This window comes from Paraburkholderia sp. Ac-20336 (assembly GCF_017105025.1).
In the GTDB taxonomy this organism is placed as follows: Bacteria; Pseudomonadota; Gammaproteobacteria; order Burkholderiales; family Burkholderiaceae; genus Paraburkholderia.
This window is the reverse complement of record NZ_JAAGPS010000089.1, coordinates 1-23,809: the sequence shown is the minus strand read 5'-3', so window position 1 is coordinate 23,809 and position 23,809 is coordinate 1. Positions and strand designations below refer to the sequence as shown.

Here is a 23,809-nt window from a genome sequence, read left to right as displayed (position 1 = left end):
CCGATGGCAATCAATGGCCCGCATCGGCGACGCGCGTTTGCACCGCGCCGGCAACGCCGGGTTCGTGTTCGGCAGGCGCCGGCGCAGTCGCGGCGGCCGGCACTTGCGCTTGCGCCGTGGTGGCACCCGGCGCGGCTTCGCGGTTGCGTTGACGCTCTGCGCCGCGGGCTTGCGCGGCTTCGGATCGGGTGTCGGAGGCGTGGTTCGCCACGGGTTTGTCCGCGGGCGGTTCGGCTTTGTCGACCGGCTTGTCGGTGGCTTTCTCGCCGGCGCGATCGCTCATGTGAGCAGCCGGCTTGTCGGCTTTCTCCGCCCTTTCCGTGCGCTCGGCCTTCTCCTGTGCGCTGTACTCGACGTGAGCGGCGCGGATCATCGCAAGCGGCGCGCCCACGGCTGCCGGCGCGCCGCGCTCGGCAACCGGCTTTTCCACGACGGTTTTTTCCGCCAAGGTTTCCGCCGTCACCGCCACACGCAGTGTGCTGCGCTCGGCCTTACGATCCGGCGTGCGCAAATCGAGGGCGGCCTGAACACCGGTCACACCGGGCACGATCTCCAGTTCGGCGTTTTTCGCCGCGCGAGCGCCCTTCGAGCGCTTCGGCTTCGCAACGACAGCGGGCGCCGCCGCCATCACTTCGTCGAGCGCCTTCTTGGCGGCCGCCTGCTCCGCCGCGCGCCGGCTCGCGCCCGATCCGGACACCTTCACGTCCAGCTTCGGTACCGTGCATTCGACTTCGAACTGCTGATTGTGCGCCGCACCATGAGTAGCGACGACCGTGTAGGTCGGCAACGCGATCTTGTGGCCTTGCAGATACTCCTGTAGCAGCGTCTTCGCGTCCTTGCCGAGTGTGCGCGGGTCGATATGGTCGAGAATCGGCACGTAAAGGCGCTTGATGACCGTCTGCGCGGCCTCGAAGCCGCCGTCGAGGAATATCGCGCCAAGCACGGCTTCGAGCGTATCCGCGAGAATCGACGGCCGGCGGAAGCCGCCGCTGCGCAGTTCGCCCTCGCCGAGCCGCAAGCCTTCGGAAATATTGAGTGCCTGAGCAATCTCGTAAAGCGATTGCTGCTTCACGAGATTCGCGCGCACACGCGACAGATCGCCTTCGTCGAGGCGGCCGAAACGTTGGAACAAAAGCGCAGCCACCGCGCAATTCAGAACGGAGTCGCCGAGAAATTCGAGCCGTTCGTTATGCGTGGCACTGTGACTGCGGTGTGTTAAAGCCTGGCGCAGTAATTCCGCATTGCGAAATTCGTAGCGCAAACGGCTTTCCAACGGAGATAGGGGCATGAGCAGAGTATAACGCGGGCGCCGGACCCGGCGGAAACGCGGAGCGCCTGCGGAAAAAGCGTGGTGAAGCGACGTTACCGCGAATTCTTAAAGTAGCGTGAGAACACGCCGCGACCGATATAACCGAGTTACCGGTTATCGGCGCGGCGTGTGATGCGAGCGACGCTGCGAACTCAATGGAATGAGCCGATGCGCCGCAGATCGCTGAAGTTCATCCAGATGAAAAATGCGCGGCCGACGATATTCTTTTCAGGCGCAAAACCCCAGTAGCGGCTGTCCGCGCTGTTGTCCCGGTTGTCGCCCATCATGAAGTAATTGCCCGGCGGCACCTTGCAGATCACGCCGCGTTCGTTATACGTGCAGTTGTCGCGATACGGATAATCTTCGGCGCCGACGATGAACGGCGGCACGGCCGGGTTATTCAGAATCGCATTCTTGCGGCCGTCGATATTTTCTTCGAACTGCTTCGCGTAACCGAGGCGCTCTTCGTCGAGATAATCGGGCAGCGGCGTTTCCGGAACCGGCTTGCCGTTGATCGTGAGCTGCTTGTCCTGATAGGCGATCACGTCACCGGGCAGGCCGATCACGCGCTTGATGTAGTCGACCGATTCGTCCTTCGGATAGCGGAACACCACCACGTCGCCACGCGAAACCGGACTGCCCTGCGTGATCTGCGTATTGGTAATCGGCAGACGCAGGCCGTATTCGAATTTATTGACGAGGATAAAGTCGCCCACGAGCAGCGTCGGCACCATCGAACCCGACGGAATCTTGAACGGTTCGACGACGAACGAGCGCACCACGAACACGACCAGAATCACCGGAAAGAAGCTCGCCGTGTATTCGAGCCACCACGGCTGACGCAGCTTGTCGTCACGCAGACGCGCGCGCGTTTGCGCGGCGTTTTCATCGGCGAAACGCTCACCGATGCGTGCCTGTTGACGATCGAATTCGGCAACCGCCGCTTCCGCGTCGCGGCGCCGTTTCGGCAGGAAAACCAGTTTGTCAGCGACCCATGCGATACCCGTCAAAACAACGAGCACAAAAAGAATCAGCGCAAAATTCATAGGGTTCCGTTACTTAGCTTATTTGTCTTCGACACGCAGAATCGCGAGAAAAGCCTCTTGTGGAATCTCGACCGAGCCCACCTGCTTCATTCGCTTCTTACCCGCCTTCTGCTTTTCGAGCAGCTTCTTCTTACGTGTGATATCGCCGCCGTAGCATTTTGCCAGCACGTTCTTACGCAACGCTTTAATATTTTCGCGCGCGATGATGTTCGAACCGATGGTGGCCTGCACCGCCACGTCGTACATCTGACGCGGAATCAGCTCGCGCATTTTCGCCGCCACTTCGCGGCCGCGGTACTGGCTTTGCGAGCGGTGCACGATGACCGACAGCGCGTCGACCTTGTCGCCGTTGATCAGCATGTCGACCTTCACGACGTCGGACGCGCGGTATTCCTTGAACTCGTAGTCCATCGACGCATAGCCGCGCGAAATCGACTTCAGGCGATCGAAGAAATCGAGCACGACTTCACCCATCGGGATTTCATACGTGAGCTGAACCTGACGGCCGTGGTACTGCATGTTGATCTGGTTGCCGCGCTTTTGCGTACACAGCGTGATCACCGCGCCGACATAGTCCTGCGGCATATACAGGTTCACGGTAACGATCGGCTCGCGCACCTCCTCGATCTTCGACGGCTCCGGCATCTTGGCCGGATTCTCGACCATGAGGGTCGTGCCGTCGCGCTGCAGGACTTCGTAGACCACGGTCGGCGCCGTCGTGATCAGGTCCATGTCGAACTCGCGTTCGAGACGTTCCTGCACGATCTCCATATGCAGCAGACCGAGGAAGCCGCAGCGGAAGCCGAAACCGAGCGCCTGCGAGACTTCCGGCTCATACTGCAGCGACGCGTCGTTGAGCTTCAGCTTTTCGAGCGAATCGCGCAGCGCGTCGTACTGGTTCGCTTCGACCGGATAGAGACCGGCAAACACCTGCGGCTTCACTTCCTTGAAGCCCGGCAGCGGCTCGGGAGCCGGTTGGCCCACGAGCGTTACCGTGTCGCCAACCTTCGCCGCCGCGAGTTCCTTGATGCCGGCGATGATGAAGCCCACCTGCCCCGCCGACAGTGATTCGAGATTCTTCGACTTCGGCGTGAACACGCCGATATGTTCGACCGGATACTGCGCACCGGTCGCCATCAAACGGATCTTGTCCTTCGGACGCAGCGTGCCGTTGACGATGCGCACGAGCATCACGACGCCGACGTAGTTGTCGAACCACGAGTCGATGATGAGCGCCTGCAGCGGCGCGTCCGGATCGCCCTTCGGCGCCGGCACTTTCGCAATCAGCGCTTCGAGCACGTCTTCGACGCCAAGGCCGGTCTTCGCGCTGCAATGCGTCGCGTCGGTTGCGTCGATGCCGATCACGTCCTCGATTTCGGCAATCGCGTTTTCGGGGTTCGCCGCCGGCAGATCGATCTTGTTCAGCACCGGAACCACTTCGACGCCGAGTTCGATGGCCGTGTAGCAGTTGGCGACGGTTTGCGCTTCCACGCCCTGGCTTGCGTCGACGACGAGCAGCGCACCTTCGCATGCGGACAGCGAGCGGCTGACTTCGTACGAGAAGTCGACGTGCCCCGGCGTGTCGATCATGTTCAGGTTGTAGACCTGCCCGTCGCGGGCGCGATACGTCAATGCGGCGGTTTGCGCCTTGATGGTGATGCCGCGTTCGCGCTCGAGGTCCATCGAGTCGAGCACCTGGGCTTCCATCTCGCGGTCGGACAGGCCGCCGCAAATCTGGATGATGCGATCGGCGAGCGTCGACTTGCCATGGTCGATGTGCGCAATGATCGAAAAGTTACGAATATGATCCATTCAGTGCCGATCAAGCGAAAAGGCGCGCCCGGACAATAGCGGAGCACGCCTTGTAAGTAGGTGAAAAACCTATCTATTTTAGCCGAAAAGGCCGTCGGCCGGCGCATCTTGCAAAGGCCAGGCCTAAAGACGGCGCAGAAGATGCGAGAAATTCGATGTAGACGGCATCAATGGCGCATACGGGCAGCGGGCCGCGAATGCCGGCTCATGACGCCAGCGTTGCATGCGCTGCCAACGCCGCTCGCACCCGGACTTCGTCGAAATGGTAGTGACATAGCTCGACACCGTCGCAAACCAGAACCGGCACCCGTTCGTTGTAACGCGCTTCGAGCAGCGGATCGGTGTCGACGTCGATCACTGTTACTTGCGCGCCGAACTCGGCCAGCAAAGGTTCGAGCGCGGCGCGCATGTCCTCGCAAAGATGGCACCACGCGCGCCCGTAGAGCGTGAGCGATGCCGCCTTCGTCATTTCTGCGCGCTGCGCGGACGGATCGGCACGAACTGCGTGTTCTCACCGCGACGGACCAGCAGCGCCACCATCTTCTGCGGATCGAGATGCGCGGTCACGTCGTCGAACTGCTTCGCGCTCGTGATGTCCGTATCGCCCACCCGCAGAACGATATCGCCCTTTTGCAGCCCGACGCGCACGGCCGGGCCGTCCACTGCGTCGATCTGCACGCCGTTGTGAATCTTCAGCTCCTTCTGCTGATCGGCGGGAATGTCGCTGACGGCGATACCGAGCGCATTCGTCGCGCGCTGCTTCGGCGCCTTCGGCTGCTTCTGGTCCGCCTTCGCGACCTTGTCCGGCTGCATTTCGGCAATCGTGACCGGCAGTTCGCGCGTTTGGCCCTTGCGCCAGATCGTGATCGTCGCCTTCGTGCCCGGCTTCGTATCGCCGACCATACGCGGCAAATCCGTTGCGGTATCGACCGAATGGCCGTTGAACTTCAGGATGATGTCGCCCGGCTGCACGCCGGCCTTGTCTGCGGGGCCGCCCGGCTCGACGCTGCTGACGAGGGCACCCTGCGCTTTCGGCAGACCGAGCGAATCGGCCACGTCTTTCGTGACTTCGCCGATTGCCACCGCGATGCGGCCGCGCACGACCTTGCCCGAACTCTTCAGCTGATCGGCCACGCGCATCGCTTCGTCGATCGGAATCGCGAACGAAATGCCCATGAAACCGCCGGTACGACTGTAGATCTGCGAGTTGATGCCGATCACTTCGCCCTGCATGTTGATCAGCGGACCGCCCGAGTTGCCCGGATTGACGGCCACGTCGGTCTGGATAAACGGCAGATAGTCGCCGGTGTCGCGCCCCTTCGCGCTGACGATGCCGGCCGTCACCGTGTTCTCGAGCCCGAACGGCGAGCCGATCGCCACGACCCATTCGCCGACGCGCACCTTGTTCGAATCGCCGATGGTGATGGTCGGCAGGTTCGACGCGTTGATCTTCACGACCGCGACGTCCGTGCGGTCGTCCACGCCGATCAGCTTGGCCTTGAATTCGCGCTTGTCGGTCAGCGTGACGTAGATCGTGTCGGCGTCGTCGACAACGTGCGCATTGGTCATCACGTAGCCATCCGCCGACAGGATGAAGCCCGAGCCCACCCCGCTGTTCTGCTCGGGATCGTTGCTGTCCGGTGCATCCTGGCTGCCACCATTTCCGCCGCTGCTGCCACCGCCGCTGCCGCCGTTATCGCCGCCGTGCGGAGAACCCGGCGATTGCGGCGACTGGGGCAACGGAATGCCGAAGAAGCGACGGAAGAATTCGGACATGTCGCCGTCGTCCATACCCGGCGGCAGGCCACCGCGGGACGCGCCGTTCGACACGCGCGTCGTCGTGCGAATGTTGACGACCGCCGGGCCGACCTTGTCGACGAGATCGGTGAAGTCAGGCAGGTTGGCAGCGGGAGCCGCCGACGCCATATGCGGTACGAGCGGCAAACAAGCCGCCACCACGACGGCCGCGAGGAATTTGCGCACCGAGAAAATCGTCATATCGTAGCAAGCCGAGGGATTTCAGGATTCGGAAGGATTACTTCGGAGCTTTGTATTCTATGGCAGACGCAAATTGCTGCAATGTGGTTTGGGGCACTTCACCCAGCAGGGTAATCCAGAAGTTGCCCTGGCGCTTGACCAGTACGTGCGTGGCGCCGCTATTGCCCGTGCCTTCCTTGCGCGAATTGTTCTCGACCGGCTCGACGAATACCGAAATGGCCGCGAGGCCATCGGAAAACACTGCCTGATCCACCGGAATGGGCGGCTGTCCCGCCTCGCGCGACGCCATCGGACGGCGCAACTGGCGGATCATGTGGAAACCCGGCACCGACGGCGTGATCTGCCAGCCTTGCGCGGCCATGTCGACCGGCTCGACCGGCGGCCGCACCACGGTCCACCCGGCCAGATTGCGAATGCCGTTGACGATGCCCGCCTTGTCGACCGGCACGCCGATACGGACCTGGGAAAACGATAGCTGTTCAAGCACCTGGCCGCTCGGGTCGAGCGTCTGCGCACGCAGCAGCAGGCCGGTCTTCCTGTCGGCCCAGAGCTTGTACGCAAAGCGGTACGCGTCCTTCGGATCGAGTTCCATCACGAGGCTGTCGACACCCGCGACACGGTCGTCGGCGAGCATCTTCGGCTCGTAGACGGACAGCACCTGCTCGCCGTCCACCGCCAGCAGCGCCGGAAACGAATCCCGGTTCTGGCGCTTTTCGACGACGACGAGATGTCGCTCCGGCACGAACGTGAACATATCGTCGTTGTGGCGGAGCATCTTGCGGGGCTTGCCATCGAGGCTTTCGAGCTGCTCGAATTCGCCGTCCGCATGCGTCGAATAATGCGCGATGCGCGACGTCTGCACGAAATTGCCGCGCTGGTAGACGAACGCGCCCTCGTAGTTCTGCTGCTGGGCGGCCTGATGGATGCGATCGAGCAGTTCCGCGGCCGAGCGGCGGGCGGCGGCCGGATCGTCTTGTGCGAAGACCCGCGGTGTAGCGGACAACAACACGGCTGCACAGAACAGGAATGCCGGCAACCGCCCCCAGATAGTCGTTTTATTGAACCGCGAAGTCTGCATCAAACTATTGGCCCTGCGTGGAGACTGAAGCAGCGCGAATGACCGGCATCGAACCCGCCATGACCGGTTGTTGCGCAAACTGCTGGTGGGCTTCGAGGTATTGATCGAGGCTGGCGTCGCGAATGATGTTGGCGTCTTGCGACGACGGCACCGAGACCATGGCGACACGTTGCACCGCGTCGCCATGCGGCTGAAGCGAAGCGACCTGTGCCCCCGGACCGCCCGGCACGCCCTGCAATTGCGGCACGACGATCCACGTCAGCGTGGCGGCTGCCGCGGCAACCGCGAAGGCCGGCACGACGCGGCGGCGCAACCCGAGCAGACGGCGCGCGACAGGCACCGCGGCCGGCGCGAGCACATGCGGCTCGCTGTCGAGCCGCGCGGCGAAACCGCTCAGAAATGCGCTGCTCCTTGCGGGACTGATCGCCAGATCGTCGGAACGCAGCGCGTCGCCGATCAGGTGATAGCTCGACCAGGCGGCATGATCGTCGCCGTCCAGCGCGGAAAGAAACTTGTCCAGATTCAGATGCCCTTCGTCGAACAGTTCACCGTCGACAAAAGCGGACAGACGCTCGCCGCGCGAATCTGCTTGCGATTGCATCGAGACCGACCCCATGATGCTCCCCATCTTACAAATACCCCGTAGTGACACCACTAATCCAGATATTGCACCCGTGCCCCGCTCGACCACTGGACGCCTAGGCGTTTACCAGCGCTTGCCTTCGGGTGTGTCAAGCAACGGGCGCAATTTTGCCGCAATGGCTTCGCGAGCGCGGAAAATTCGTGATCTGACAGTGCCGATCGGGCAACCCATCATCTCCGCGATTTCCTCGTAACTCAAACCCTCAATTTCCCGAAGAGTAATGGCGGTGCGCAGTTCTTCCGGCAAAACCGCCATCGCAGCATTGACCGTCTCGGCGATCTGCTTGCTCATCAACATCGACTCGGGCGTGTTGATATCCCTTAGTTGGTCGGCGTCCGAGAAAGTTTCAGCTTCTTCAGCATCCGCTTCGGTCGAGGTCGGCGCCCGCCGGCCCTGGGTGGCAAGGTAGTTCTTCGCGGTGTTGACCGCAATCCGGTACAACCACGTATAAAACGCCGATTCGCCGCGAAACTGCGGCAGCGCGCGATACGCCTTGATAAAGGCGTCCTGCGCGACGTCCTCGACTTCGGCGGGGTCCCGCACGAGGCGCGAGATCAGCCGGAGAATCTTGCGGTGGTATTTGGAGACCAGAAGCTCGAACGCGGCCTTGTCGCCCTTCTGGACGCGCTCGACCAGCACCTGATCAATTTCTTTTTCGCTCACCTGATAAATCCGTTAACTATAGGGCGCATGGCGGGGCACCATTGTAGCGTCCCCCTCATTGGGGCACGTTACTCCGGTAACAGCGGTTACAGTCGTTACAGTCAGGCGCCAGCCGCACGTCGGCCGAGCACGGAAAGTTCCCGGAAGACGGCGGTCGGAAGCGCATCGGCCACGAGCAGCAAGGTACGTGTGCGCCCCCTTGGGCGACGATGCGCGCGGTCACGCGAATGAACTTCTTCAGGTTCGAGCACGAGAACCAGCAGCCGGCTGCTCCACTGCGCGCAGCCAGCCACCCTCCCTTGGGCGAGCAGCGTGCCCGCTGCGTCCCAGGCGGATAGATCATCCCGTCCGATCTGCAGCACAGCCGGCTGCGCCCGCTCATGCCTTGCCGCGCAAAGCGCCAGCAGCGCCCCCACGGCAAACGTCAACGGAACGGCTCGCCATGCACCCCATTGCGATGCGAGACAGGTATGGACGGCCAACGTCGCAATCAGCACGAAAGCCCCCAGCGCGGCGCGCATGGCAAACGAGCCACGCAGCGCGATGCGCTGCGTGGCTCTGCCCAACCTTGCTGCTTCCGGAGAAAGCGCCGGCAAGGCCGGCGTCGTGGACTGGTGCGTCACCCGCGATCAGGCGATCAGGCGCGCTTGAAAACCAGCGTGCCGTTCGTGCCGCCGAACCCGAACGAGTTCTTCAGCGCGACGTCGATCTTCATTTCCCGCGCCGTGTTCGCGCAGTAATCGAGATCGCAGGCCGGGTCCTGATTGAAGATGTTGATAGTCGGAGGCGACACCTGGTGATGCACGGCCAGCACCGTGAACACCGATTCCAGACCGCCGGCGCCGCCCAGCAGGTGACCCGTCATCGACTTGGTCGAGTTCACGACGATGTCTTTGGCGTGATCGCCGAATGCGCGCTTGATGCCGGTCGTTTCTGCGAGGTCGCCAAGCGGCGTGGACGTGCCGTGCGCATTCAGGTAGCTCACCTGATCGGTGTTGATGCCCGCGTTCTTCAGCGCGGCCAGCATGCAGCGGCGCGCACCGTCGCCGTCTTCGAGCGGCGCGGTCATGTGATAGGCGTCGCCGCTCATGCCGTAGCCACTGATTTCGGCGTAGATCTTCGCGCCGCGCGCCTTCGCGTGCTCGTACTCTTCGAGCACCATCACGCCCGCGCCTTCGCCGAGCACGAAGCCGTCGCGGTCCTTGTCCCACGGACGGCTCGCGGTCGACGGATCGTCATTGCGTTGCGACAGCGCGCGCGCCGCCGCAAAGCCGCCGATACCGAGCGGCGACACGGTCGATTCCGCGCCGCCCGCGATCATCACGTCGGCGTCGCCGTATTCGATCAGGCGCGAAGCCTCGCCGATGCAGTGCAGACCCGTCGTACACGCGGTAACGATCGAGAGATTAGGCCCCTTGATGCCGAACTTGATCGACAGATGGCCGGAGATCATGTTGATGATCGAGGCCGGCACGAAGAACGGCGAAATGCGGCGCGGACCGCGATTGAGCAGTTCGGTTTGCGTGATCTCGATCATCGGCAGACCGCCGATGCCCGAACCGACCACGACGCCGATGCGCTCCGAATTCTCTTCAGTGACTTCGAGGCCGCTGTCGCGCATCGCCTGGATGCCGGCGGCCACACCGTAATGGATGAACGTATCCATGTGACGCGCTTCCTTACCGGGGATGTAGTCCTCGATATTGAAGCCCTTCACCTCGCCGGCGAAACGAGTCGAAAAGTTCGACGCATCGAACTTCGTGATATTGGCAATGCCCGACTTGCCGGCGACCAGATTGGCCCAGCCATCGGCAACATTATTGCCAACAGGCGAAATCAGCCCCAGGCCTGTAACGACAACACGACGGCGGCTCACGGTAACCCCTTTTTCATAGATGACAAAAGCAAAAGCCACAGCGGCCACAGGAATTCGCCCTGTGAGCCCTGTGGCTGTTTAAGTCGGCAATCGCGCGGAAAAATGCGCTGTCAACATCGCGGCTCCCTGCATGGCAAACGGCATACCCGAGGACACGCCGGAACGCGCCAGCCCCGCTGGCACCTGCAAGCGGCGCGGCAGGGCGTCATACGCCGCCAATGCAGAAACGCGGGCGCGAATGACCTTAGGCCTTGACGTTCGCGCGAGCGTAGTCGATCGCTTGCTGAACGGTAGTGATCTTCTCGGCTTCTTCATCCGGAATTTCCATACCGAATTCGTCTTCGAGGGCCATCACGAGCTCGACGGTGTCGAGCGAGTCGGCGCCGAGGTCGTTCACGAACGACGCTTCGTTCTTGATTTCCGCTTCCGCAACACCCAGTTGTTCCGCGACGATCTTCTTGACTCGCTGTTCGATATTGTCCATTACCCCTCCAAGGGAAAAGAAGTTCAAAAATACAGGTGCGCGCATTTTATCAGGTTTGACCCGGCAAAAAAGCTGCGCATCGGGTTCCTGTCAAGGCATGCGCCTCGTGCTTCTACAAACGCACAAGGCGCGGATAGTAACCGAATTTGGTTACTGCATATACATGCCGCCGTTCACGTGCAGCGTCGTGCCCGTGATGTAGCCGGCCTGCGGCGACGCGAGGAACGCGACCGCATGCGCGATGTCTTCCGGGCTGCCGAGACGGCCGAGCGGAATCTGCGTCTTCAGCGCGGTCTGCTGCTCTTCGGGCAGCCCCTTCGTCATGTCGGTGTCGATAAAGCCCGGCGCCACGCAGTTCACGGTGATGCCGCGGCTGCCGATCTCGCGCGCGAGCGCGCGCGTCATGCCCGCGACGCCGGCCTTCGCGGCCGCGTAGTTGATCTGCCCCGGGTTGCCGGCCGAGCCGACCACCGAGGTGATGTTGATGATGCGGCCGCCCTTCGCCTTCATCATCGGGCGCAGCACCGCGCGCGCGAGGCGGAACACCGCTTTCAGGTTGGTGTCGATCACCGCGTCCCAGTCGTCGTCCTTCATGCGCATCGCGAGCTGGTCCTGCGTGATGCCGGCGTTGTTCACGAGCACGTGCAGCGCGCCGAATTCCTTAACCGTGCCGTCGATCAGCGCTTCCGCCGCCGCCGCGTCGTTCACGTTGAGCACGGCGCCGCGGCCGTTCATGCCGGCTGCGTTAAACGCTTCGGTAATCGCGGCCGCGCCGCTTTCGCTGGTCGCCGTACCGATGACCGTCGCGCCCTGGCGCGCCAATTCCATCGCGATCGCACGGCCGATGCCGCGCGATGCGCCCGTCACGATTGCGATCTGCTTGTCGAGAGTCTTTTCCATCTGTCAGTCCGGAGGCCCTTCGCAAAAGGCTGATTGATTCCTGAGGTGGGTCAGGCGCGGGCGCGCCGCAGTCTTGCGGCTCCCCCGCCGACGGTGAAAACGCTCAGCCCGCCGCGACGAGCTTCAGCGTTTCTTCGAGCGATGCCGGATCGAACACCGACGCGCCAGCGAGATTGCCGTCGATACGCTTGGTCAGGCCGGCAAGGACCTTGCCCGGACTGCATTCGATCACGTGCGTGACACCCTGCGCGGCCATTGCCTGCACGCACTCGACCCAGCGCACGGGACCGGCTGCCTGGCGCACGAGCGCGTCTTTGATGCCGGCCGGCTCGTTGACCACGGCGACGTCGATGTTGTTGATGACGGGAATCGACGGCACCTGAACGTCGACGCTCGCGAGGTACTCGCGCAACTGGTCCGACGCGGGCTTGAGCAGCGACGAGTGGAACGGCGCCGACACCGGCAGCGGCAGCGCGCGCTTCGCGCCCTTTGCCTTCGCGACTTCGCAGGCCTTCTCGACCGCAGCCTTGTGGCCCGCGATCACGACTTGCGCCGGCGCGTTGAAATTGACCGCTTCGACGACGCCCGCCGCCGACGCTTCCGCGCACACCGCGCGCACCGCGTCGTCGTCGAGGCCGAGAATCGCGGCCATGCCGCCGACGCCCACCGGCACCGCCGTTTGCATCGCCTGCGCGCGAAAGCGCACGAGCGGCACCGCGTCGCGGAATGCGAGCGCACCGGCGGCGACGAGCGCCGTGTATTCGCCAAGGCTATGGCCCGCGACGATCGCCGGCACCGGACCGCCGGCCTGCTGCCAGGCGCGATAAATCGCGTAAGCAGCGGTCAGCATGACCGGCTGGGTGTTGGTGGTGAGATTGAGATCTTCGGCCGGGCCTTCGGCGATCAGTTTGCCGAGGTCCTGATTGAGTGCGTCGGACGCTTCCTGAACCGTCTCACGCACGAGCGCGTGATCGGCGAATGCGTTGAGCATGCCAACCGCTTGCGAGCCTTGCCCAGGAAAAACGAACGCAAATTTCATATCGTCCCCAAAATCGGTTTAATCGGATGTGGCCGCGGCGAGCGGCTGCCGCATGGCGCGAGCAGCACGCTGGCCGCACGGGCGCTGCCAGCGGCGCGCCCCGCATGCGGCGATCAGTAGCGGATAACCGAGGCGCCCCACGTGAAGCCGCCGCCCACGCCTTCGATCAGTACGTTCTGGCCGCGCTTGATGCGGCCGTCGCGCACCGCTGCGTCGAATGCGAGCGGAATGGACGCCGCCGACGTATTGCCGTGCTCGCCCACCGTGACGACCATGCGTTCCTGCGGCAAGCCGAGCTTGCGGCAGGTGCTTTGCATGATGCGGATGTTGGCCTGATGCGGAATCAGCCAGTCGACCTGCTCGGCCTTCAGATTGGCTTTTTCGAGTGCTTCGACCGCGACCTTTTCGAGCACGTTGACGGCGAGCTTGAAGACCGCCTGGCCGTCCATATGCAGGAACGCGCTGCCTGTCACCACGCCGCCGTTCACGTTGCCCGGCGTGCAGAGGATGTTCGAGTGGCTACCGTCCGCGTGCAATGCGCTCGCGAGCACGCCTGGCTCGTCGGACGCCTGCAGGATCACTGCGCCCGCGCCATCGCCGAACAGCACGCAGGTGGTGCGGTCCTTGAAATCGAGAATGCGCGAGAACGTTTCCGCGCCGATCACGAGCGCAGTGCGATGCTGGCCGCTGCGGATGAAGCTGTCCGCCGTCGCGACCGCGTAGGCAAAGCCGGAGCAGACGGCCTGCACGTCGAACGCGGCGCCGTGGTTCTTGATGCCGAGCTTGTTCTGCAGCAGGCAGGCCGTGCTCGGAAACACGAAGTCGGGCGTGGAGGTCGCGACAATGATGAGGTCGATCGACTGCGGATCGATATCGGCCGCCTCGATCGCGCGCTGCGCGGCGATCAGCGCGAGGTCGCTCGTCGTGACATCGGGATCGGCGAAGTGGCGCGCGTGGATGCCCGTGCGCGCGACGATCCATTCATCGCTCGTTTCGACGCCCTGGCTGGCGAGACGCTCGGCCAGATCCTGATTGGTGACACGGTTGGGCGGCAGGTAGCTGCCGGTGCCCAGCACGCGGGAATAGATTGTGGATTGAGCCATTATGCCTTCGAGGATTGCGCAGCGTAGGGCTCGGCCGGCTGGCCTGCGATCGGGCTTGCGTGGCCCGCACCGCTTGCGTCGCGCGCCGCCTGTTCGAGAGAACCCGCGTTCTCTTCCATCGCTCGCGCAAGGCGCTCCAGCACGCCGTTTTTGACGGCATCATACCCGCGTTTGATGGCCCACTCAAACGCATAGGCATCGGCGGAACCGTGGCTTTTGATCACGAGGCCGCGCAAGCCGAGCAGCGCGGCGCCATTGTATTGCCGATGATCGACGCGTTTCTTGAAACGCATCAATACCGGCAGCGCGAGCACCGCCATCACCTTGGTCAGCCACGAACGGCCGAACTCTTCCTTGATGATATTGGAGAGCATCTGCGCGAGACCTTCCGACGTCTTCAGCGCGACGTTGCCGACAAAGCCATCGCAGACGATCACGTCGACGGTGCCCTTGTAGATGTCGTCGCCTTCGACGTTACCGTGAAAGTTCAGGGTACTCGCGCGCAGCAGTTCGCCGGCGCGCTTGATGATGTCGTTGCCCTTGATGACTTCTTCGCCGATGTTGAGCAGGCCGATGGTAGGCCGCTCCTTGCCCTCGAGCGCAGACACGAGCGCGTGCCCCATCTCCGCGAACTGCAGCAGATGCTGCGGCTCGCAGTCGACGTTGGCGCCCAGGTCGAGCATCATCGTGTAGCCATGGGGATTGGGCAATGCGAACGCGATGGCCGGGCGTTCGATGCCCGGCAGCGTTTTCAGCACATAACGCGAGACCGCCATCAGCGCGCCGGTATTGCCGGCGGAAATGCAGGCTTGCGCCTCGCTTTCCTTGACGCGGTTCAACGCCACGCGCATGGACGAATCTTTTTTCTTGCGCAGCGCGACCTCGACCGGATCGTCCATTGCGACGACCTCGGTAGCAGATACGACGGTCAGCGCCGGCAGATCCTGAGCCTTCAACTTCTTCAGCTGCGCACGAATCGCGCTTTCAATGCCGACGAGCAGCAACTGCGCATCGGGATGCGAACAAACGAAGTTGACGGCAGCGGGAACGGTCACGGACGGGCCGTGGTCGCCTCCCATGCAATCTATCGTGAGCTTTACTGTCATGGAGTGCGACGAATTTCAGACGCTCTGCCTGGGAGCACAGCAAGCGCTAACGCGCCAACTGCGATCGATACAAAAAAGCGGCAGTTGAATGCCGCCTTCCTGTCGAACCGGGAAAATGTCAAGCGAGCCGATCGCCACGCGAAACGCCACAGGGCGCAACGCAGTGAACGATTAGTCGTTCTTCGTCTTGACGATTTTCTTGCCGCGATAGTAGCCGTTCGGGCTGATGTGGTGACGCAGATGCACTTCGCCCGTGCTCGGCTCGACGGCCAGCGGCGCTGCCGTGAGGAAATCGTGCGAACGGTGCATGCCGCGCTTCGACGGCGACTTCTTATTTTGTTGAACTGCCATGACTAACTCCTAAAAATTTTCCGAATTCTAACACAGCCCGATACGGTCTCCGCCACTAGCCGACTGGCCAGGGCGCCCGCATCGCGCTCCCCTGCAACTGTTCAGTGCTTCCTGCCACCCGGCTCGTCGCGCTTGAGACTTTCGAGCGCCGCGAACGGATTGCGCCGCTCACCCGACTGCTCCGGCTCACCGCCTTCGCCCGCCTCGTCCTGCGCGGCTTCGTCGCCCTCGCCTTCGCTGCCGTCCACACCCGAGACAAGACTCTCGTGCACTTCAGGGCAGACCTCGTGCTTGGGCACAAGCGGCAAGGAAAGCAGCAACTCTTCTTCGATCAAGTCGATGAGATCGAACTGGCGCGAGCCCACGATCACCTCGACTTCATCCTCGTCGAGCGGAAACTCTTCGGCTTCCGCCTCCGTATTGACGATCCGGTAAGTTGCATCGACGTTGAACGTCTGCGAATACGGCGTCAAACATCGCTGACATTCGAGCCATGCGGCACCGTGAACCGCCATCCGCAGATAAGGCTGCGGACCTTCGGCGCCGTCGTCCTGCAATTCCGGCTGCGTCGTCCCTTCGGCCTGCCATGTGAACGCGGTATCGCGATCTGGCGCATCCGCCGGGACTTCGTTTAACATGCGCGGCAGTTGCGAGACGCGCACGACACCCGCGGCCTGGCGCCCGCTCCGCGTAAATTCGAACAGATCGAGTTCATGCGGGTCGGACAGACCTGCAGGTTTGCCAGGATGTTGAGTCATGTGCGCTCCTGCGTCGGCAAGCGTGTTGCCGGGGTGATCCGCGAAGGAAATCCACCGCGAAAATAAACCGGTGTGCGAGACAGCCCGCGAGGCTTGCGGCCGTTGCGTTGGCCTCTGCGTTTCAACCGGCTGTTCAACCCGCCGGCCGGCTTTCTTCAATCACCTTTCTTCGATCCTTCGCACAACTTCTGGAGCGCTGAAAGCCATCGAAAGCCACTGAACGCGCCCAAGCCCGTCGGCGCAAGCATACCGTGAAAAGCCCAAAATCATATCTGTTTTGTCTTTTCGAGTCAAACACTTAAGCCCGTACGCGCGCGAACTCCGCGCGGCCCGGTACGACCCGCCTCCCTAGCCGCCCGTCAATCATGTCAGATTCCCCCAAACGCCCGCCACGCCTGATTCTGGCGTCGAGTTCGCCATATCGCCGCGAACTGCTCGAACGCCTGCGTGTGCCGTTCGACGTCGTCGTGCCCGCCATCGACGAAACGCCGCTCGCGGGCGAAACGCCCGAAGCAACCGCGTTGCGCCTGTCCGAAGCCAAGGCCCGCGCGGTCGCCAGCGGACTTGGCGCCGACGAGCACGCGCTCGTGATCGGCTCCGACCAGGTCGCCACTTACGACGGCCTGCAGATCGGCAAACCGGGCACGCACGACAAGGCACTCGCGCAATTGCAGGCGATGCGCGGCCGCGAAGTGCTGTTCCATAGTGCGCTATGCCTGTTCGACAACGCCACGGACAACGCGCAAAGCGTCGACGTGATCACTCGCGTGCGCTTTCGCGATCTGCCGGACGCCGCGCTCGACGCCTATCTGCGCGCCGAAACGCCGTACGACGTCGCCGGCAGCGCCAAATCCGAAGGGCTCGGCATCGCGCTGCTCGAGGCGATCCATTCCGACGACCCGACCGCGCTCGTCGGCTTGCCGCTGATCGCGCTGTCGAGCATACTGCTCGCGGCCGGCTATCCGCTTCTGGGGGCTCGATGAACGGCACGCTCTATCTGATTCCCAATACGCTCGGCGAAGGCGACACGAACGCACTCGACGCCGTTCTACCCGCGCCGGTGCGTGCCCGCGCGGCGTCGTTGCACTATTACATTGGCGAAAACGCGAAAACCACGCGCGCATTTCTGAAGAAGGTCGGCACCGAACGGCCGATTCAGGAAATCGAGATTCGCGAGCTGAACGTCAATACGCCCGCGGGCGAGATCGACCGCCTGCTTGCCCCGCTGCTCGCGGGCACCGACGCGGGCCTCGTCTCCGAAGCCGGCTGTCCGGCGGTTGCAGACCCGGGCGCGCTGCTGGTGCGGCGCGCACACGAGCGCGGCGTGAAGGTCGTGCCGCTGGTCGGACCGAGCTCGATCCTGCTCGCACTGATGGCCTCGGGACTCAACGGCCAGAGCTTCGCCTTCCACGGCTATCTGCCGGTCGACGCAGCGGAGCGTGCGAAGCGCCTGCGCGATCTGGAGCAGCAGTCGCGCAAAGGCAGGCAGACGCAGATTTTCATCGAGACGCCGTACCGCAACCGCGCGCTGCTGGACACCTTGCTCGCGACCTGCGCGCCGTCCACGCTCGTCTGCGTGGCGGTCGATCTGACGCTGCCGAGCGAAACCGTCGCGAGCCGCACCGTTGCCGACTGGAAGAAAAAGCCGGAGATCGATCTGCACAAGCGGCCGGCCATTTTCCTGATTCTGGCGGCCTGAGCGCAACGATCCGGGGGCAGTTGTCCCGGTCGGCAGGCAGGAAATTTGCCGCGATATAAGCAGAAGCCGCGCAATCGTCGCCGATTGCGCGGGCTTTTCGCAGACTTCCGATCATTGGCAGACCCGCGGCAGAACAGTCCGCGCTCAGTGCAGATTCACCTTCGCACCGAGCGCCATCGCCCGAACCGCACCCGCGCCTACCGCCGCGCCGAACTTGCGCGCAACACGATCCGTAATGCTCTCTTTTACCGTGTAATCGACGATATCCGGCGCTTTGAAGATTTCGCGCGCGACGTAATCGGGATCGCCGAAACCATCGGCAAGACCCAGCTCGACGCTCTTCTGCCCCGTCCAGAACAGGCCCGAAAACATGTCCGGCGTCTCATGCAGACGCTTCCCGCGCCCCTCGCGCACCGCGTCGATGAACTGCGCATGAATCTGATCGAGCATATCTTGCGCATGTTCGTTCATCTTCGGCGTTTCAGGCGAGAACGGATCAAAAAAACCCTTGTTCTCACCCGACGTATGCAGCCGGCGCTGAACCCCGAGCTTGTCCATCAAGCCAGTAAAGCCGAAGCCTTCCATCAGTACGCCGATCGAACCGACGATGCTCGCCTTGTCGACATAGATCTTCTCGGCCGCCGCGGCCGCATAGTAGCCGCCCGACGCGCACATGTCGCCGACCACGACGTAGAGCGGAATCGACGGATATTTGCCGCGCAAGCGGCGGATTTCGCTATTGATGATGCCCGCCTGCACCGGACTGCCGCCCGGGCTGTTGCAATAGAGAATCACACCTGCCGTGTCGGAATCCTCGAACGCGGTATCGAGCGCGGTATTGATATCTTCGGCGTTTGCATTCGTATCGGCAGCGATTTCGCCATCAAGTGTCACCATCGCCGTATGACGGCCGGTGGTCGCAACCCGCTCGCCAGAGAAGTTGACCGCGCCCCATACGACGAATGCGAACACGGCCAGCAGCACGAACCGGAAGAAAATGCGCCAGCGGCGTGCCGCGCGTTGCTCGTTGATCGCCGCGAGCGCAATACGCTCGAGTGCGGCACGCTCCCAGCCCGGTTCGCCGGCAGGCGTGCGGGAACGGCCACTCGGGGTGGGATCCGGGGTGGGATCTTTCGTCTCGGGAGTCAAATTATCGGACATGCGGGCAAGGGAAAGGTTGAGAGAAAGGGACAATCAAGGCGTAGCGGGCAGCAATTCGCCGTCAGGCAGCCAGAATACCGCGCTTCCTTCGGGCGTATGGCGCTCCTCGACCTGCACCGGACGCAATCTGCCGCCGCGGCACGGTCCACCCACGCATTTGCCGGTATCTGGCGCGTAAATCGCGCCATGTGTCGCGCACATCAAATATAAACCGGACGATTCGAAAAACTGCCCTTCCGACCAGTCGAGCTCCATCGGCACATGGGCACAGCGGTTCAGATAGCCATAAGCGCGGCCCTCGTAGCGGATGAAGAACACCACGACATCGTGACCGCCAAGCCGCGCCTCGTGCCGGATACCTACCCCGCCGTCGACCAGCTCGTCCGCCGCGCAAATACGCACGGCCTGGACCGCACCAGTAGCAGCTGCGCCCGCCCCATCGCCACTCATGCGTTCTCCCGCAGCCAGCCAGACAGATCGCTCACGCTCGAAGCGACGAATTTCGGTGCCATGGCGCTCAGCGAGTCGGCCGGATGCGCGCCGTAAGTCACGCCGATCCCGGCCACGCCGGCATTGATCGCCATTTGCAGGTCATGCGTCGTGTCGCCAACCATGACCGTGCGTACCGTATCCTGCCCCAATTCGCGTGTCAGTTCGTGCAGCATCGCCGGATGCGGCTTGGAGAACGTTTCGTCGGCGCAGCGGGTGCCGTCGAACAGGCTCGTCAGGCGCGACTGGTCGAGCGCACGGTTCAGCCCCACGCGGCTCTTGCCGGTCGCCACGCCGAGCAGATAGCCCTGTTCGCGCAAGTCCTGCAGCATCTCCCGCACGCCCGGGAACAGCTCCGTGGTCTGATCCTTCACCAGATAGTGAAAGCGATAGCGCTCGGCAAGACGCGGATAGTCGGCCGGATCAAGCGTTGGCGCGGCCAGTTGCAGCGCGTCGCGCAAACCGAGGCCGATCACGTAACTCGCGGCTTCGTCGGCGGGAACCGGCAAACCCATATCGCGGCACGCCGCCTGGATACTGCGCGTGATATGCACGGTCGAGTCCATCAACGTGCCGTCCCAGTCAAACACGATCAGATCAAATTGCTCTCTAGCCATGCGATGTCGTCTCCGGGTCGAACCCCGTGCGTAATTCGTTGAGTTGGGCGATAAAGCCGCGGCAGTCGGCCGGCAACGGCGCTTCCAGCTGCAAAGGCGCGCCGGTGGCCGGGTGCGCGAGCTTCAGCCGGTACGCGTGCAAAAACATGCGCTTGAGGCCCGGCTTCGCGTTGGCGCGCGCAAGCGCCTTGTTCAGCGCGAAATCGCCGTATTTGGCGTCGCCGACGATCGGTAGTTCCAGATGCTGCAAATGGACGCGAATCTGATGCGTACGCCCTGTCTTCAGTTCGGCTTCGAGCAGCGCGTATTCCGGCCAGCGATCGACGAGGTTGAAGACCGTATGCGACGCGAGTCCGTCCGGCTGCACGCGCACACGGCGCTCGCCGTCCGGCGTCATGTACTTGTGCAACGGCGCCTTGACCGCGCGACGGCGGCCCCAGTCGGCCGCCCACTCGCCGTGGACGCACGCGTAGTAGCGCTTGTCCATCTGGTTCTCGCGAATCTGCTCGTGCAGGTTGACGAGCGCGGCGCGTTTTTTCGCAAGCATCAGGATGCCCGAGGTCTCGCGATCGAGCCGATGCACGAGTTCGAGGAATTTCGCCTGCGGCCGTGCCCCGCGCATCTGCTCGATCACACCGAACGCGACGCCACTGCCGCCATGGACCGCCACGCCGGCCGGCTTGTCGATCACGAGCAGATGCTCGTCTTCGAAAATGATGTTGAAACCGCCGCTCGGCACCGGCACATGGGCGGGCGCCTCGCCCTGCTGCGCGACGCGGATCGGCGGCACACGCACGAGGTCGCCGAGTTCGAGCCGGTATTGCGCGTCGATCCGCCCCTTGTTCACACGCACTTCGCCGCTGCGCAGGATGCGGTAAATATGGCTCTTCGGCACGCCCTTGCAGACGCGCAGCAGGAAGTTGTCGATGCGCTGGCCGGCCGAGCCGTCGTCGATTTCGATCAGCGAAACCTGGTCGCTCGCCACCGCGCTTGCAACCGGTCTCTGGGATGTTTTGCCTAACTCTTTCATTCTGAATATAATTTGCCCAGCAGTCCGCGGCGGCCGGCGCAGTGTCCGCACAGCGTCCGGATTGCAGGTGGATTGCGCGAGCGCAAGCGATAAACCGTTATTTTACTTGCGCCGGGGTCTGGTTGCTCACCCTGAAAATGAGATGCAACAAGTTGCACGCACGAAGTCCGCACCCGGCAGGGACGGCGCCCACAGGCGCGTTCGGTCAAGGTCGGCTTCGACGGTAACGGAAATTTGGTAAAAAAGAATTTAACTTCCAGCTTCGCGTTTCGGGTGGCATGACGCCCTGCTGTACGAAGCTGCAAGTCGCGAAAATACGGCGTGCGCCCAAGGCGTCTTGTAGAAAGTACAAGACATGGCGACGTCAAAATGAGGCGAGACACCCCCAGCAGGAAAAGACGCGCCGCCTGCGCGAACTTCCCGCTGCGGCTTGACCGCAGCTTTCGGCCTCTGCCCGCGCGCCTGGTTGGCGCACCGGCAAGGCAGAACGAAGGCTGATGAAGGTCGGCCGGCAGAACCCGCGGCGTGTCGGGTCATTATTTGAAGCCGTGTTCGCATGTGCCCTGCGGCACCGCGCCCATTTTTGACGGGCCGGGCCCTTCTCAGGCAATTCTCCCGCCATTTTTCCCGCTCCAGCGTGCTTGTGAAAACACAATAAGACGCGGCACGCCTGCCCTCTTTGCTCTCGCGACTGACAACCGCGCAGCTGGGCCGGCGAGGCTGCTCTGGAGTCGTTCAATGAAACGAATGTTGTTCAACGCGACGCAGCAGGAAGAACTGCGCGTCGCCATCGTCGATGGGCAAAAACTCATCGATATCGACATCGAAACCGCCGGCCGCGAACAGCGCAAAGGCAATATTTACAAAGGCATCATCACGCGCATCGAGCCGTCGCTCGAAGCCTGCTTCGTCAACTACGGCGAAGACCGCCACGGCTTCCTGCCGTTCAAGGAAGTCGCCCGCCAGTACTTCCGCGACGGCGTCGACATGCGTTCCGCACGCATCCAGGACGCGCTGAAGGAAGGTCAGGAACTGATCGTCCAGGTCGAAAAGGAAGAGCGCGGCAACAAGGGCGCGGCCCTGACCACGTTCATCTCGCTCGCCGGCCGCTATCTGGTGCTGATGCCGAACAACCCGCGCGGCGGCGGCGTGTCGCGCCGGATCGAGGGCGACGACCGTCAGGAACTGCGCGAAACCATGGCGCAGCTGCAACTGCCGGAAGGCATGAGCATCATCGCGCGTACGGCCGGCATCGGCCGCAGCGCCGAAGAGCTGCAGTGGGACCTGAACTACCTGATGCAGTTGTGGCGCGCGATCGAAGCCGCGTCGCAAAGCGGCACGGCCGGCCAGCCGATGCTGATCTATCTCGAATCGAGCCTCGTGATCCGCGCGATTCGCGATTACTTCCAGCCCGATATCGGCGAAATCCTGATCGATACGACCGAAATCCATGACCAGGCGCGCGCCTTCATGGACATCGTGATGCCGGACAACGTCGGCAAGGTGAAGCGCTACCACGACGACGTGCCGCTGTTCTCGCGCTTCCAGATCGAGCACCAGATCGAAACCGCGTACTCGCGCACGGTGCCGCTGCCGTCGGGCGGCGCGATCGTGATCGACCACACCGAAGCGCTCGTCGCGATCGACGTGAACTCGGCGCGCGCGACCAAGGGCGCGGACATCGAGGAAACGGCCGCGCGCACGAACCTCGAAGCCGCCGACGAAGTCGCCCGCCAGCTGCGTCTGCGCGACCTGGGCGGCCTGATCGTGATCGACTTCATCGACATGGAATCGGCCAAGAGCCAGCGCGAAGTCGAGCAGCGTCTGAAAGACGCGCTCAAGCACGACCGCGCCCGCGTGCAGATGGGCAAGATCTCGCGCTTCGGCCTGATGGAACTGTCGCGCCAGCGTCTGCGCCCGGCCCTGTCGGAAGGCAGCCACGTCACGTGCCCGCGCTGTAACGGCACGGGCCATATCCGCGATACCGAATCGTCCGCGCTGCAAGTGCTGCGGATCATTCAGGAAGAAGCGATGAAGGAAAACACCGCGGCGATCCACTGCCAGGTGCCGGTCGAAGTGACCGCCTTCCTGTTGAACGAGAAGCGCGCCGAAATCAACAAGATCGAGTCGCGTTTCAAGGTCAATGTCGTGCTGATCCCGAACAAGCACCTCGACACGCCGCACTACAAGCTCGAACGTCTGCGTCACGACGACGCGCGCCTCGACGATCCGCGCGCATCGTGGAAGATGGCCGAAGAAGCGGCCCGCGAACTCGAATCGGAAACCGGCTACAGCAAACGCGCCGAGGAAGTGAAGCCGAAGCAGGAAGCGGCGGTCAAGGGCATCACGCCCGAGAAGCCGGCGCCGAGCGCGCCGGTCCGCCCAGCGGCCGCCCCGGCTCCGGTCGCGGTGACGCCGGCGAGCGGCGGCTTCATCGGCTGGCTGAAGAATCTGTTCGGCATGCAGCCGGCTGTTCCGGCACCGGCCGCGCCGGCCACGACCGACAAGCAGCAGGCCCGTCCGCAACGCGGCGAGCGTACGGAGCGCGGTGAGCGCACCGGCGAACGTGGCGGCGATCGCAACCGCAACCGCCGTGGCGGCGCAGGCGGCCGTGATACGGCAACACGCGGCGAAGGCGTGAGCGGCA

The 23,809-nt window shown here is 63.1% G+C and carries 24 protein-coding genes; 3 read left to right on the top strand and 21 right to left on the bottom strand.

Features of this window, described 5'->3' with window-relative positions:
- Window positions 1-10: 10 nt before the first annotated feature.
- From rnc to GXB81_RS21840, 17 genes are all read right to left on the bottom strand, one after another.
- Window positions 11-1,288, bottom strand: coding sequence for a ribonuclease III (rnc, locus tag GXB81_RS21920; RefSeq protein WP_205990303.1), 1,278 nt, complete (start codon window positions 1,286-1,288; stop codon window positions 11-13).
- A 173-nt stretch (window positions 1,289-1,461) separates the two neighbouring features.
- Window positions 1,462-2,355: a signal peptidase I gene (lepB, locus tag GXB81_RS21915; RefSeq protein ID WP_167042961.1), complete on the bottom strand. Its 894-nt coding sequence runs from the start codon at window positions 2,353-2,355 to the stop codon at window positions 1,462-1,464.
- 18 nt (window positions 2,356-2,373) lie between these two features.
- Window positions 2,374-4,167 carry a translation elongation factor 4 gene (lepA, locus tag GXB81_RS21910; protein WP_205990302.1) on the bottom strand — a complete coding sequence of 598 codons (1,794 nt, stop codon included), beginning with the start codon at window positions 4,165-4,167 and terminating at the stop codon, window positions 2,374-2,376.
- A gap of 205 nt (window positions 4,168-4,372) precedes the next feature.
- Complete coding sequence (locus GXB81_RS21905) at window positions 4,373-4,636, bottom strand: glutaredoxin family protein (RefSeq protein ID WP_167042957.1); 264 nt, start codon at window positions 4,634-4,636, stop codon at window positions 4,373-4,375.
- Window positions 4,633-6,165 carry a DegQ family serine endoprotease gene (locus tag GXB81_RS21900; protein WP_167285364.1) on the bottom strand — a complete coding sequence of 511 codons (1,533 nt, stop codon included), beginning with the start codon at window positions 6,163-6,165 and terminating at the stop codon, window positions 4,633-4,635. Before GXB81_RS21900 ends, GXB81_RS21905 begins: the two co-directional genes overlap by 4 nt.
- 37 nt (window positions 6,166-6,202) lie before the next feature.
- The gene (locus tag GXB81_RS21895; protein WP_167042953.1) at window positions 6,203-7,243 is read right to left on the bottom strand and encodes a MucB/RseB C-terminal domain-containing protein; all 1,041 of its coding nucleotides are present in this window, start codon (window positions 7,241-7,243) and stop codon (window positions 6,203-6,205) included.
- Window positions 7,244-7,247: 4 nt separating this feature from the next.
- On the bottom strand, window positions 7,248-7,859 hold the full coding sequence (locus GXB81_RS21890) for an RseA family anti-sigma factor (RefSeq protein ID WP_167042951.1): 612 nt from the start codon (window positions 7,857-7,859) through the stop codon (window positions 7,248-7,250).
- A gap of 90 nt (window positions 7,860-7,949) precedes the next feature.
- Window positions 7,950-8,549 carry an RNA polymerase sigma factor RpoE gene (rpoE, locus tag GXB81_RS21885; RefSeq protein ID WP_006051939.1) on the bottom strand — a complete coding sequence of 200 codons (600 nt, stop codon included), beginning with the start codon at window positions 8,547-8,549 and terminating at the stop codon, window positions 7,950-7,952.
- A gap of 101 nt (window positions 8,550-8,650) precedes the next feature.
- Entirely contained in the window at window positions 8,651-9,070 is a 420-nt protein-coding gene (locus tag GXB81_RS21880) for a hypothetical protein (protein ID WP_167285385.1), read from the bottom strand.
- 116 nt (window positions 9,071-9,186) lie between these two features.
- Window positions 9,187-10,425 (bottom strand): beta-ketoacyl-ACP synthase II, encoded by a 1,239-nt coding sequence (gene fabF, locus GXB81_RS21875; RefSeq protein WP_167285360.1) that lies wholly within the window; start codon window positions 10,423-10,425, stop codon window positions 9,187-9,189.
- Between the two features lie 244 nt (window positions 10,426-10,669).
- On the bottom strand, window positions 10,670-10,909 hold the full coding sequence (gene acpP / locus GXB81_RS21870; protein ID WP_004197638.1) for an acyl carrier protein: 240 nt from the start codon (window positions 10,907-10,909) through the stop codon (window positions 10,670-10,672).
- 150 nt (window positions 10,910-11,059) lie between these two features.
- Window positions 11,060-11,809 carry a 3-oxoacyl-ACP reductase FabG gene (gene fabG, locus GXB81_RS21865; protein WP_167042947.1) on the bottom strand — a complete coding sequence of 250 codons (750 nt, stop codon included), beginning with the start codon at window positions 11,807-11,809 and terminating at the stop codon, window positions 11,060-11,062.
- 103 nt (window positions 11,810-11,912) lie between these two features.
- A complete protein-coding gene (gene fabD / locus GXB81_RS21860) occupies window positions 11,913-12,848 on the bottom strand; it encodes an ACP S-malonyltransferase (protein ID WP_205990301.1) in 936 nt (311 codons plus the stop codon).
- Window positions 12,849-12,961: 113 nt separating this feature from the next.
- Window positions 12,962-13,951 (bottom strand): beta-ketoacyl-ACP synthase III, encoded by a 990-nt coding sequence (locus GXB81_RS21855; protein WP_205990300.1) that lies wholly within the window; start codon window positions 13,949-13,951, stop codon window positions 12,962-12,964.
- A complete protein-coding gene (gene plsX, locus GXB81_RS21850) occupies window positions 13,951-15,057 on the bottom strand; it encodes a phosphate acyltransferase PlsX (protein ID WP_167285355.1) in 1,107 nt (368 codons plus the stop codon). The genes GXB81_RS21855 and plsX overlap by 1 nt, the downstream gene beginning before the upstream one ends.
- Window positions 15,058-15,228: 171 nt before the next feature.
- Window positions 15,229-15,408, bottom strand: coding sequence for a 50S ribosomal protein L32 (gene rpmF, locus GXB81_RS21845; protein WP_167042939.1), 180 nt, complete (start codon window positions 15,406-15,408; stop codon window positions 15,229-15,231).
- A gap of 101 nt (window positions 15,409-15,509) precedes the next feature.
- Window positions 15,510-16,166 (bottom strand): DUF177 domain-containing protein, encoded by a 657-nt coding sequence (locus GXB81_RS21840; RefSeq protein ID WP_167042937.1) that lies wholly within the window; start codon window positions 16,164-16,166, stop codon window positions 15,510-15,512.
- A 365-nt stretch (window positions 16,167-16,531) separates the two neighbouring features.
- On the opposite strand from GXB81_RS21840, the gene GXB81_RS21835 reads away from it, so the two are divergent.
- Window positions 16,532-17,149 (top strand): Maf-like protein, encoded by a 618-nt coding sequence (locus tag GXB81_RS21835; protein WP_205990299.1) that lies wholly within the window; start codon window positions 16,532-16,534, stop codon window positions 17,147-17,149.
- Entirely contained in the window at window positions 17,146-17,865 is a 720-nt protein-coding gene (locus GXB81_RS21830) for an SAM-dependent methyltransferase (protein ID WP_167042933.1), read from the top strand. The genes GXB81_RS21835 and GXB81_RS21830 overlap by 4 nt, the downstream gene beginning before the upstream one ends.
- A gap of 144 nt (window positions 17,866-18,009) precedes the next feature.
- Here the strand turns inward: GXB81_RS21830 and GXB81_RS21825 are convergent, their stop codons facing one another.
- From GXB81_RS21825 to GXB81_RS21810, 4 genes are read right to left on the bottom strand one after another with little or no spacing between them, the layout of a single operon-like run.
- Window positions 18,010-19,026, bottom strand: coding sequence for a S49 family peptidase (locus GXB81_RS21825; protein ID WP_167042931.1), 1,017 nt, complete (start codon window positions 19,024-19,026; stop codon window positions 18,010-18,012).
- A 33-nt stretch (window positions 19,027-19,059) separates the two neighbouring features.
- Window positions 19,060-19,476, bottom strand: a complete 417-nt coding sequence (locus GXB81_RS21820; RefSeq protein ID WP_205990298.1) for a Rieske 2Fe-2S domain-containing protein — start codon at window positions 19,474-19,476, stop codon at window positions 19,060-19,062.
- The gene (locus GXB81_RS21815; protein WP_167042927.1) at window positions 19,473-20,132 is read right to left on the bottom strand and encodes an HAD-IA family hydrolase; all 660 of its coding nucleotides are present in this window, start codon (window positions 20,130-20,132) and stop codon (window positions 19,473-19,475) included. The genes GXB81_RS21820 and GXB81_RS21815 overlap by 4 nt, the downstream gene beginning before the upstream one ends.
- On the bottom strand, window positions 20,125-21,162 hold the full coding sequence (locus tag GXB81_RS21810; RefSeq protein WP_167042925.1) for an RluA family pseudouridine synthase: 1,038 nt from the start codon (window positions 21,160-21,162) through the stop codon (window positions 20,125-20,127). The genes GXB81_RS21815 and GXB81_RS21810 overlap by 8 nt, the downstream gene beginning before the upstream one ends.
- A gap of 738 nt (window positions 21,163-21,900) precedes the next feature.
- On the opposite strand from GXB81_RS21810, the gene GXB81_RS21805 reads away from it, so the two are divergent.
- On the top strand, window positions 21,901-23,809 hold a 1,909-nt coding region (locus GXB81_RS21805; RefSeq protein ID WP_205990297.1), incomplete at its 3' end, for an Rne/Rng family ribonuclease.

Bases quoted from the DNA above. Each gene is read 5' to 3' on its own strand.
- GXB81_RS21825 (WP_167042931.1), bottom strand. From the start codon at position 19,026: ATGTCCGATAATTTGACTCCCGAGACGAAAGATCCCACCCCGGATCCC.
- GXB81_RS21835 (WP_205990299.1), top strand. From the start codon at position 16,532: ATGTCAGATTCCCCCAAACGCCCGCCACGCCTGATTCTGGCGTCGAGT.
- GXB81_RS21820 (WP_205990298.1), bottom strand. From the start codon at position 19,476: ATGAGTGGCGATGGGGCGGGCGCAGCTGCTACTGGTGCGGTCCAGGCC.
- lepB (WP_167042961.1), bottom strand. From the start codon at position 2,355: ATGAATTTTGCGCTGATTCTTTTTGTGCTCGTTGTTTTGACGGGTATC.
- GXB81_RS21895 (WP_167042953.1), bottom strand. From the start codon at position 7,243: ATGCAGACTTCGCGGTTCAATAAAACGACTATCTGGGGGCGGTTGCCG.
- fabD (WP_205990301.1), bottom strand. From the start codon at position 12,848: ATGAAATTTGCGTTCGTTTTTCCTGGGCAAGGCTCGCAAGCGGTTGGC.
- plsX (WP_167285355.1), bottom strand. From the start codon at position 15,057: ATGACAGTAAAGCTCACGATAGATTGCATGGGAGGCGACCACGGCCCG.
- GXB81_RS21905 (WP_167042957.1), bottom strand. From the start codon at position 4,636: ATGACGAAGGCGGCATCGCTCACGCTCTACGGGCGCGCGTGGTGCCAT.
- GXB81_RS21815 (WP_167042927.1), bottom strand. From the start codon at position 20,132: ATGGCTAGAGAGCAATTTGATCTGATCGTGTTTGACTGGGACGGCACG.
- GXB81_RS21840 (WP_167042937.1), bottom strand. From the start codon at position 16,166: ATGACTCAACATCCTGGCAAACCTGCAGGTCTGTCCGACCCGCATGAA.
- acpP (WP_004197638.1), bottom strand. From the start codon at position 10,909: ATGGACAATATCGAACAGCGAGTCAAGAAGATCGTCGCGGAACAACTG.
- GXB81_RS21810 (WP_167042925.1), bottom strand. From the start codon at position 21,162: ATGAAAGAGTTAGGCAAAACATCCCAGAGACCGGTTGCAAGCGCGGTG.
- rpmF (WP_167042939.1), bottom strand. From the start codon at position 15,408: ATGGCAGTTCAACAAAATAAGAAGTCGCCGTCGAAGCGCGGCATGCAC.
- GXB81_RS21890 (WP_167042951.1), bottom strand. From the start codon at position 7,859: ATGGGGTCGGTCTCGATGCAATCGCAAGCAGATTCGCGCGGCGAGCGT.
- fabG (WP_167042947.1), bottom strand. From the start codon at position 11,809: ATGGAAAAGACTCTCGACAAGCAGATCGCAATCGTGACGGGCGCATCG.
- GXB81_RS21830 (WP_167042933.1), top strand. From the start codon at position 17,146: ATGAACGGCACGCTCTATCTGATTCCCAATACGCTCGGCGAAGGCGAC.
- GXB81_RS21855 (WP_205990300.1), bottom strand. From the start codon at position 13,951: ATGGCTCAATCCACAATCTATTCCCGCGTGCTGGGCACCGGCAGCTAC.
- GXB81_RS21880 (WP_167285385.1), bottom strand. From the start codon at position 9,070: ATGCGCGCCGCGCTGGGGGCTTTCGTGCTGATTGCGACGTTGGCCGTC.
- rnc (WP_205990303.1), bottom strand. From the start codon at position 1,288: ATGCCCCTATCTCCGTTGGAAAGCCGTTTGCGCTACGAATTTCGCAAT.
- lepA (WP_205990302.1), bottom strand. From the start codon at position 4,167: ATGGATCATATTCGTAACTTTTCGATCATTGCGCACATCGACCATGGC.
- GXB81_RS21900 (WP_167285364.1), bottom strand. From the start codon at position 6,165: ATGACGATTTTCTCGGTGCGCAAATTCCTCGCGGCCGTCGTGGTGGCG.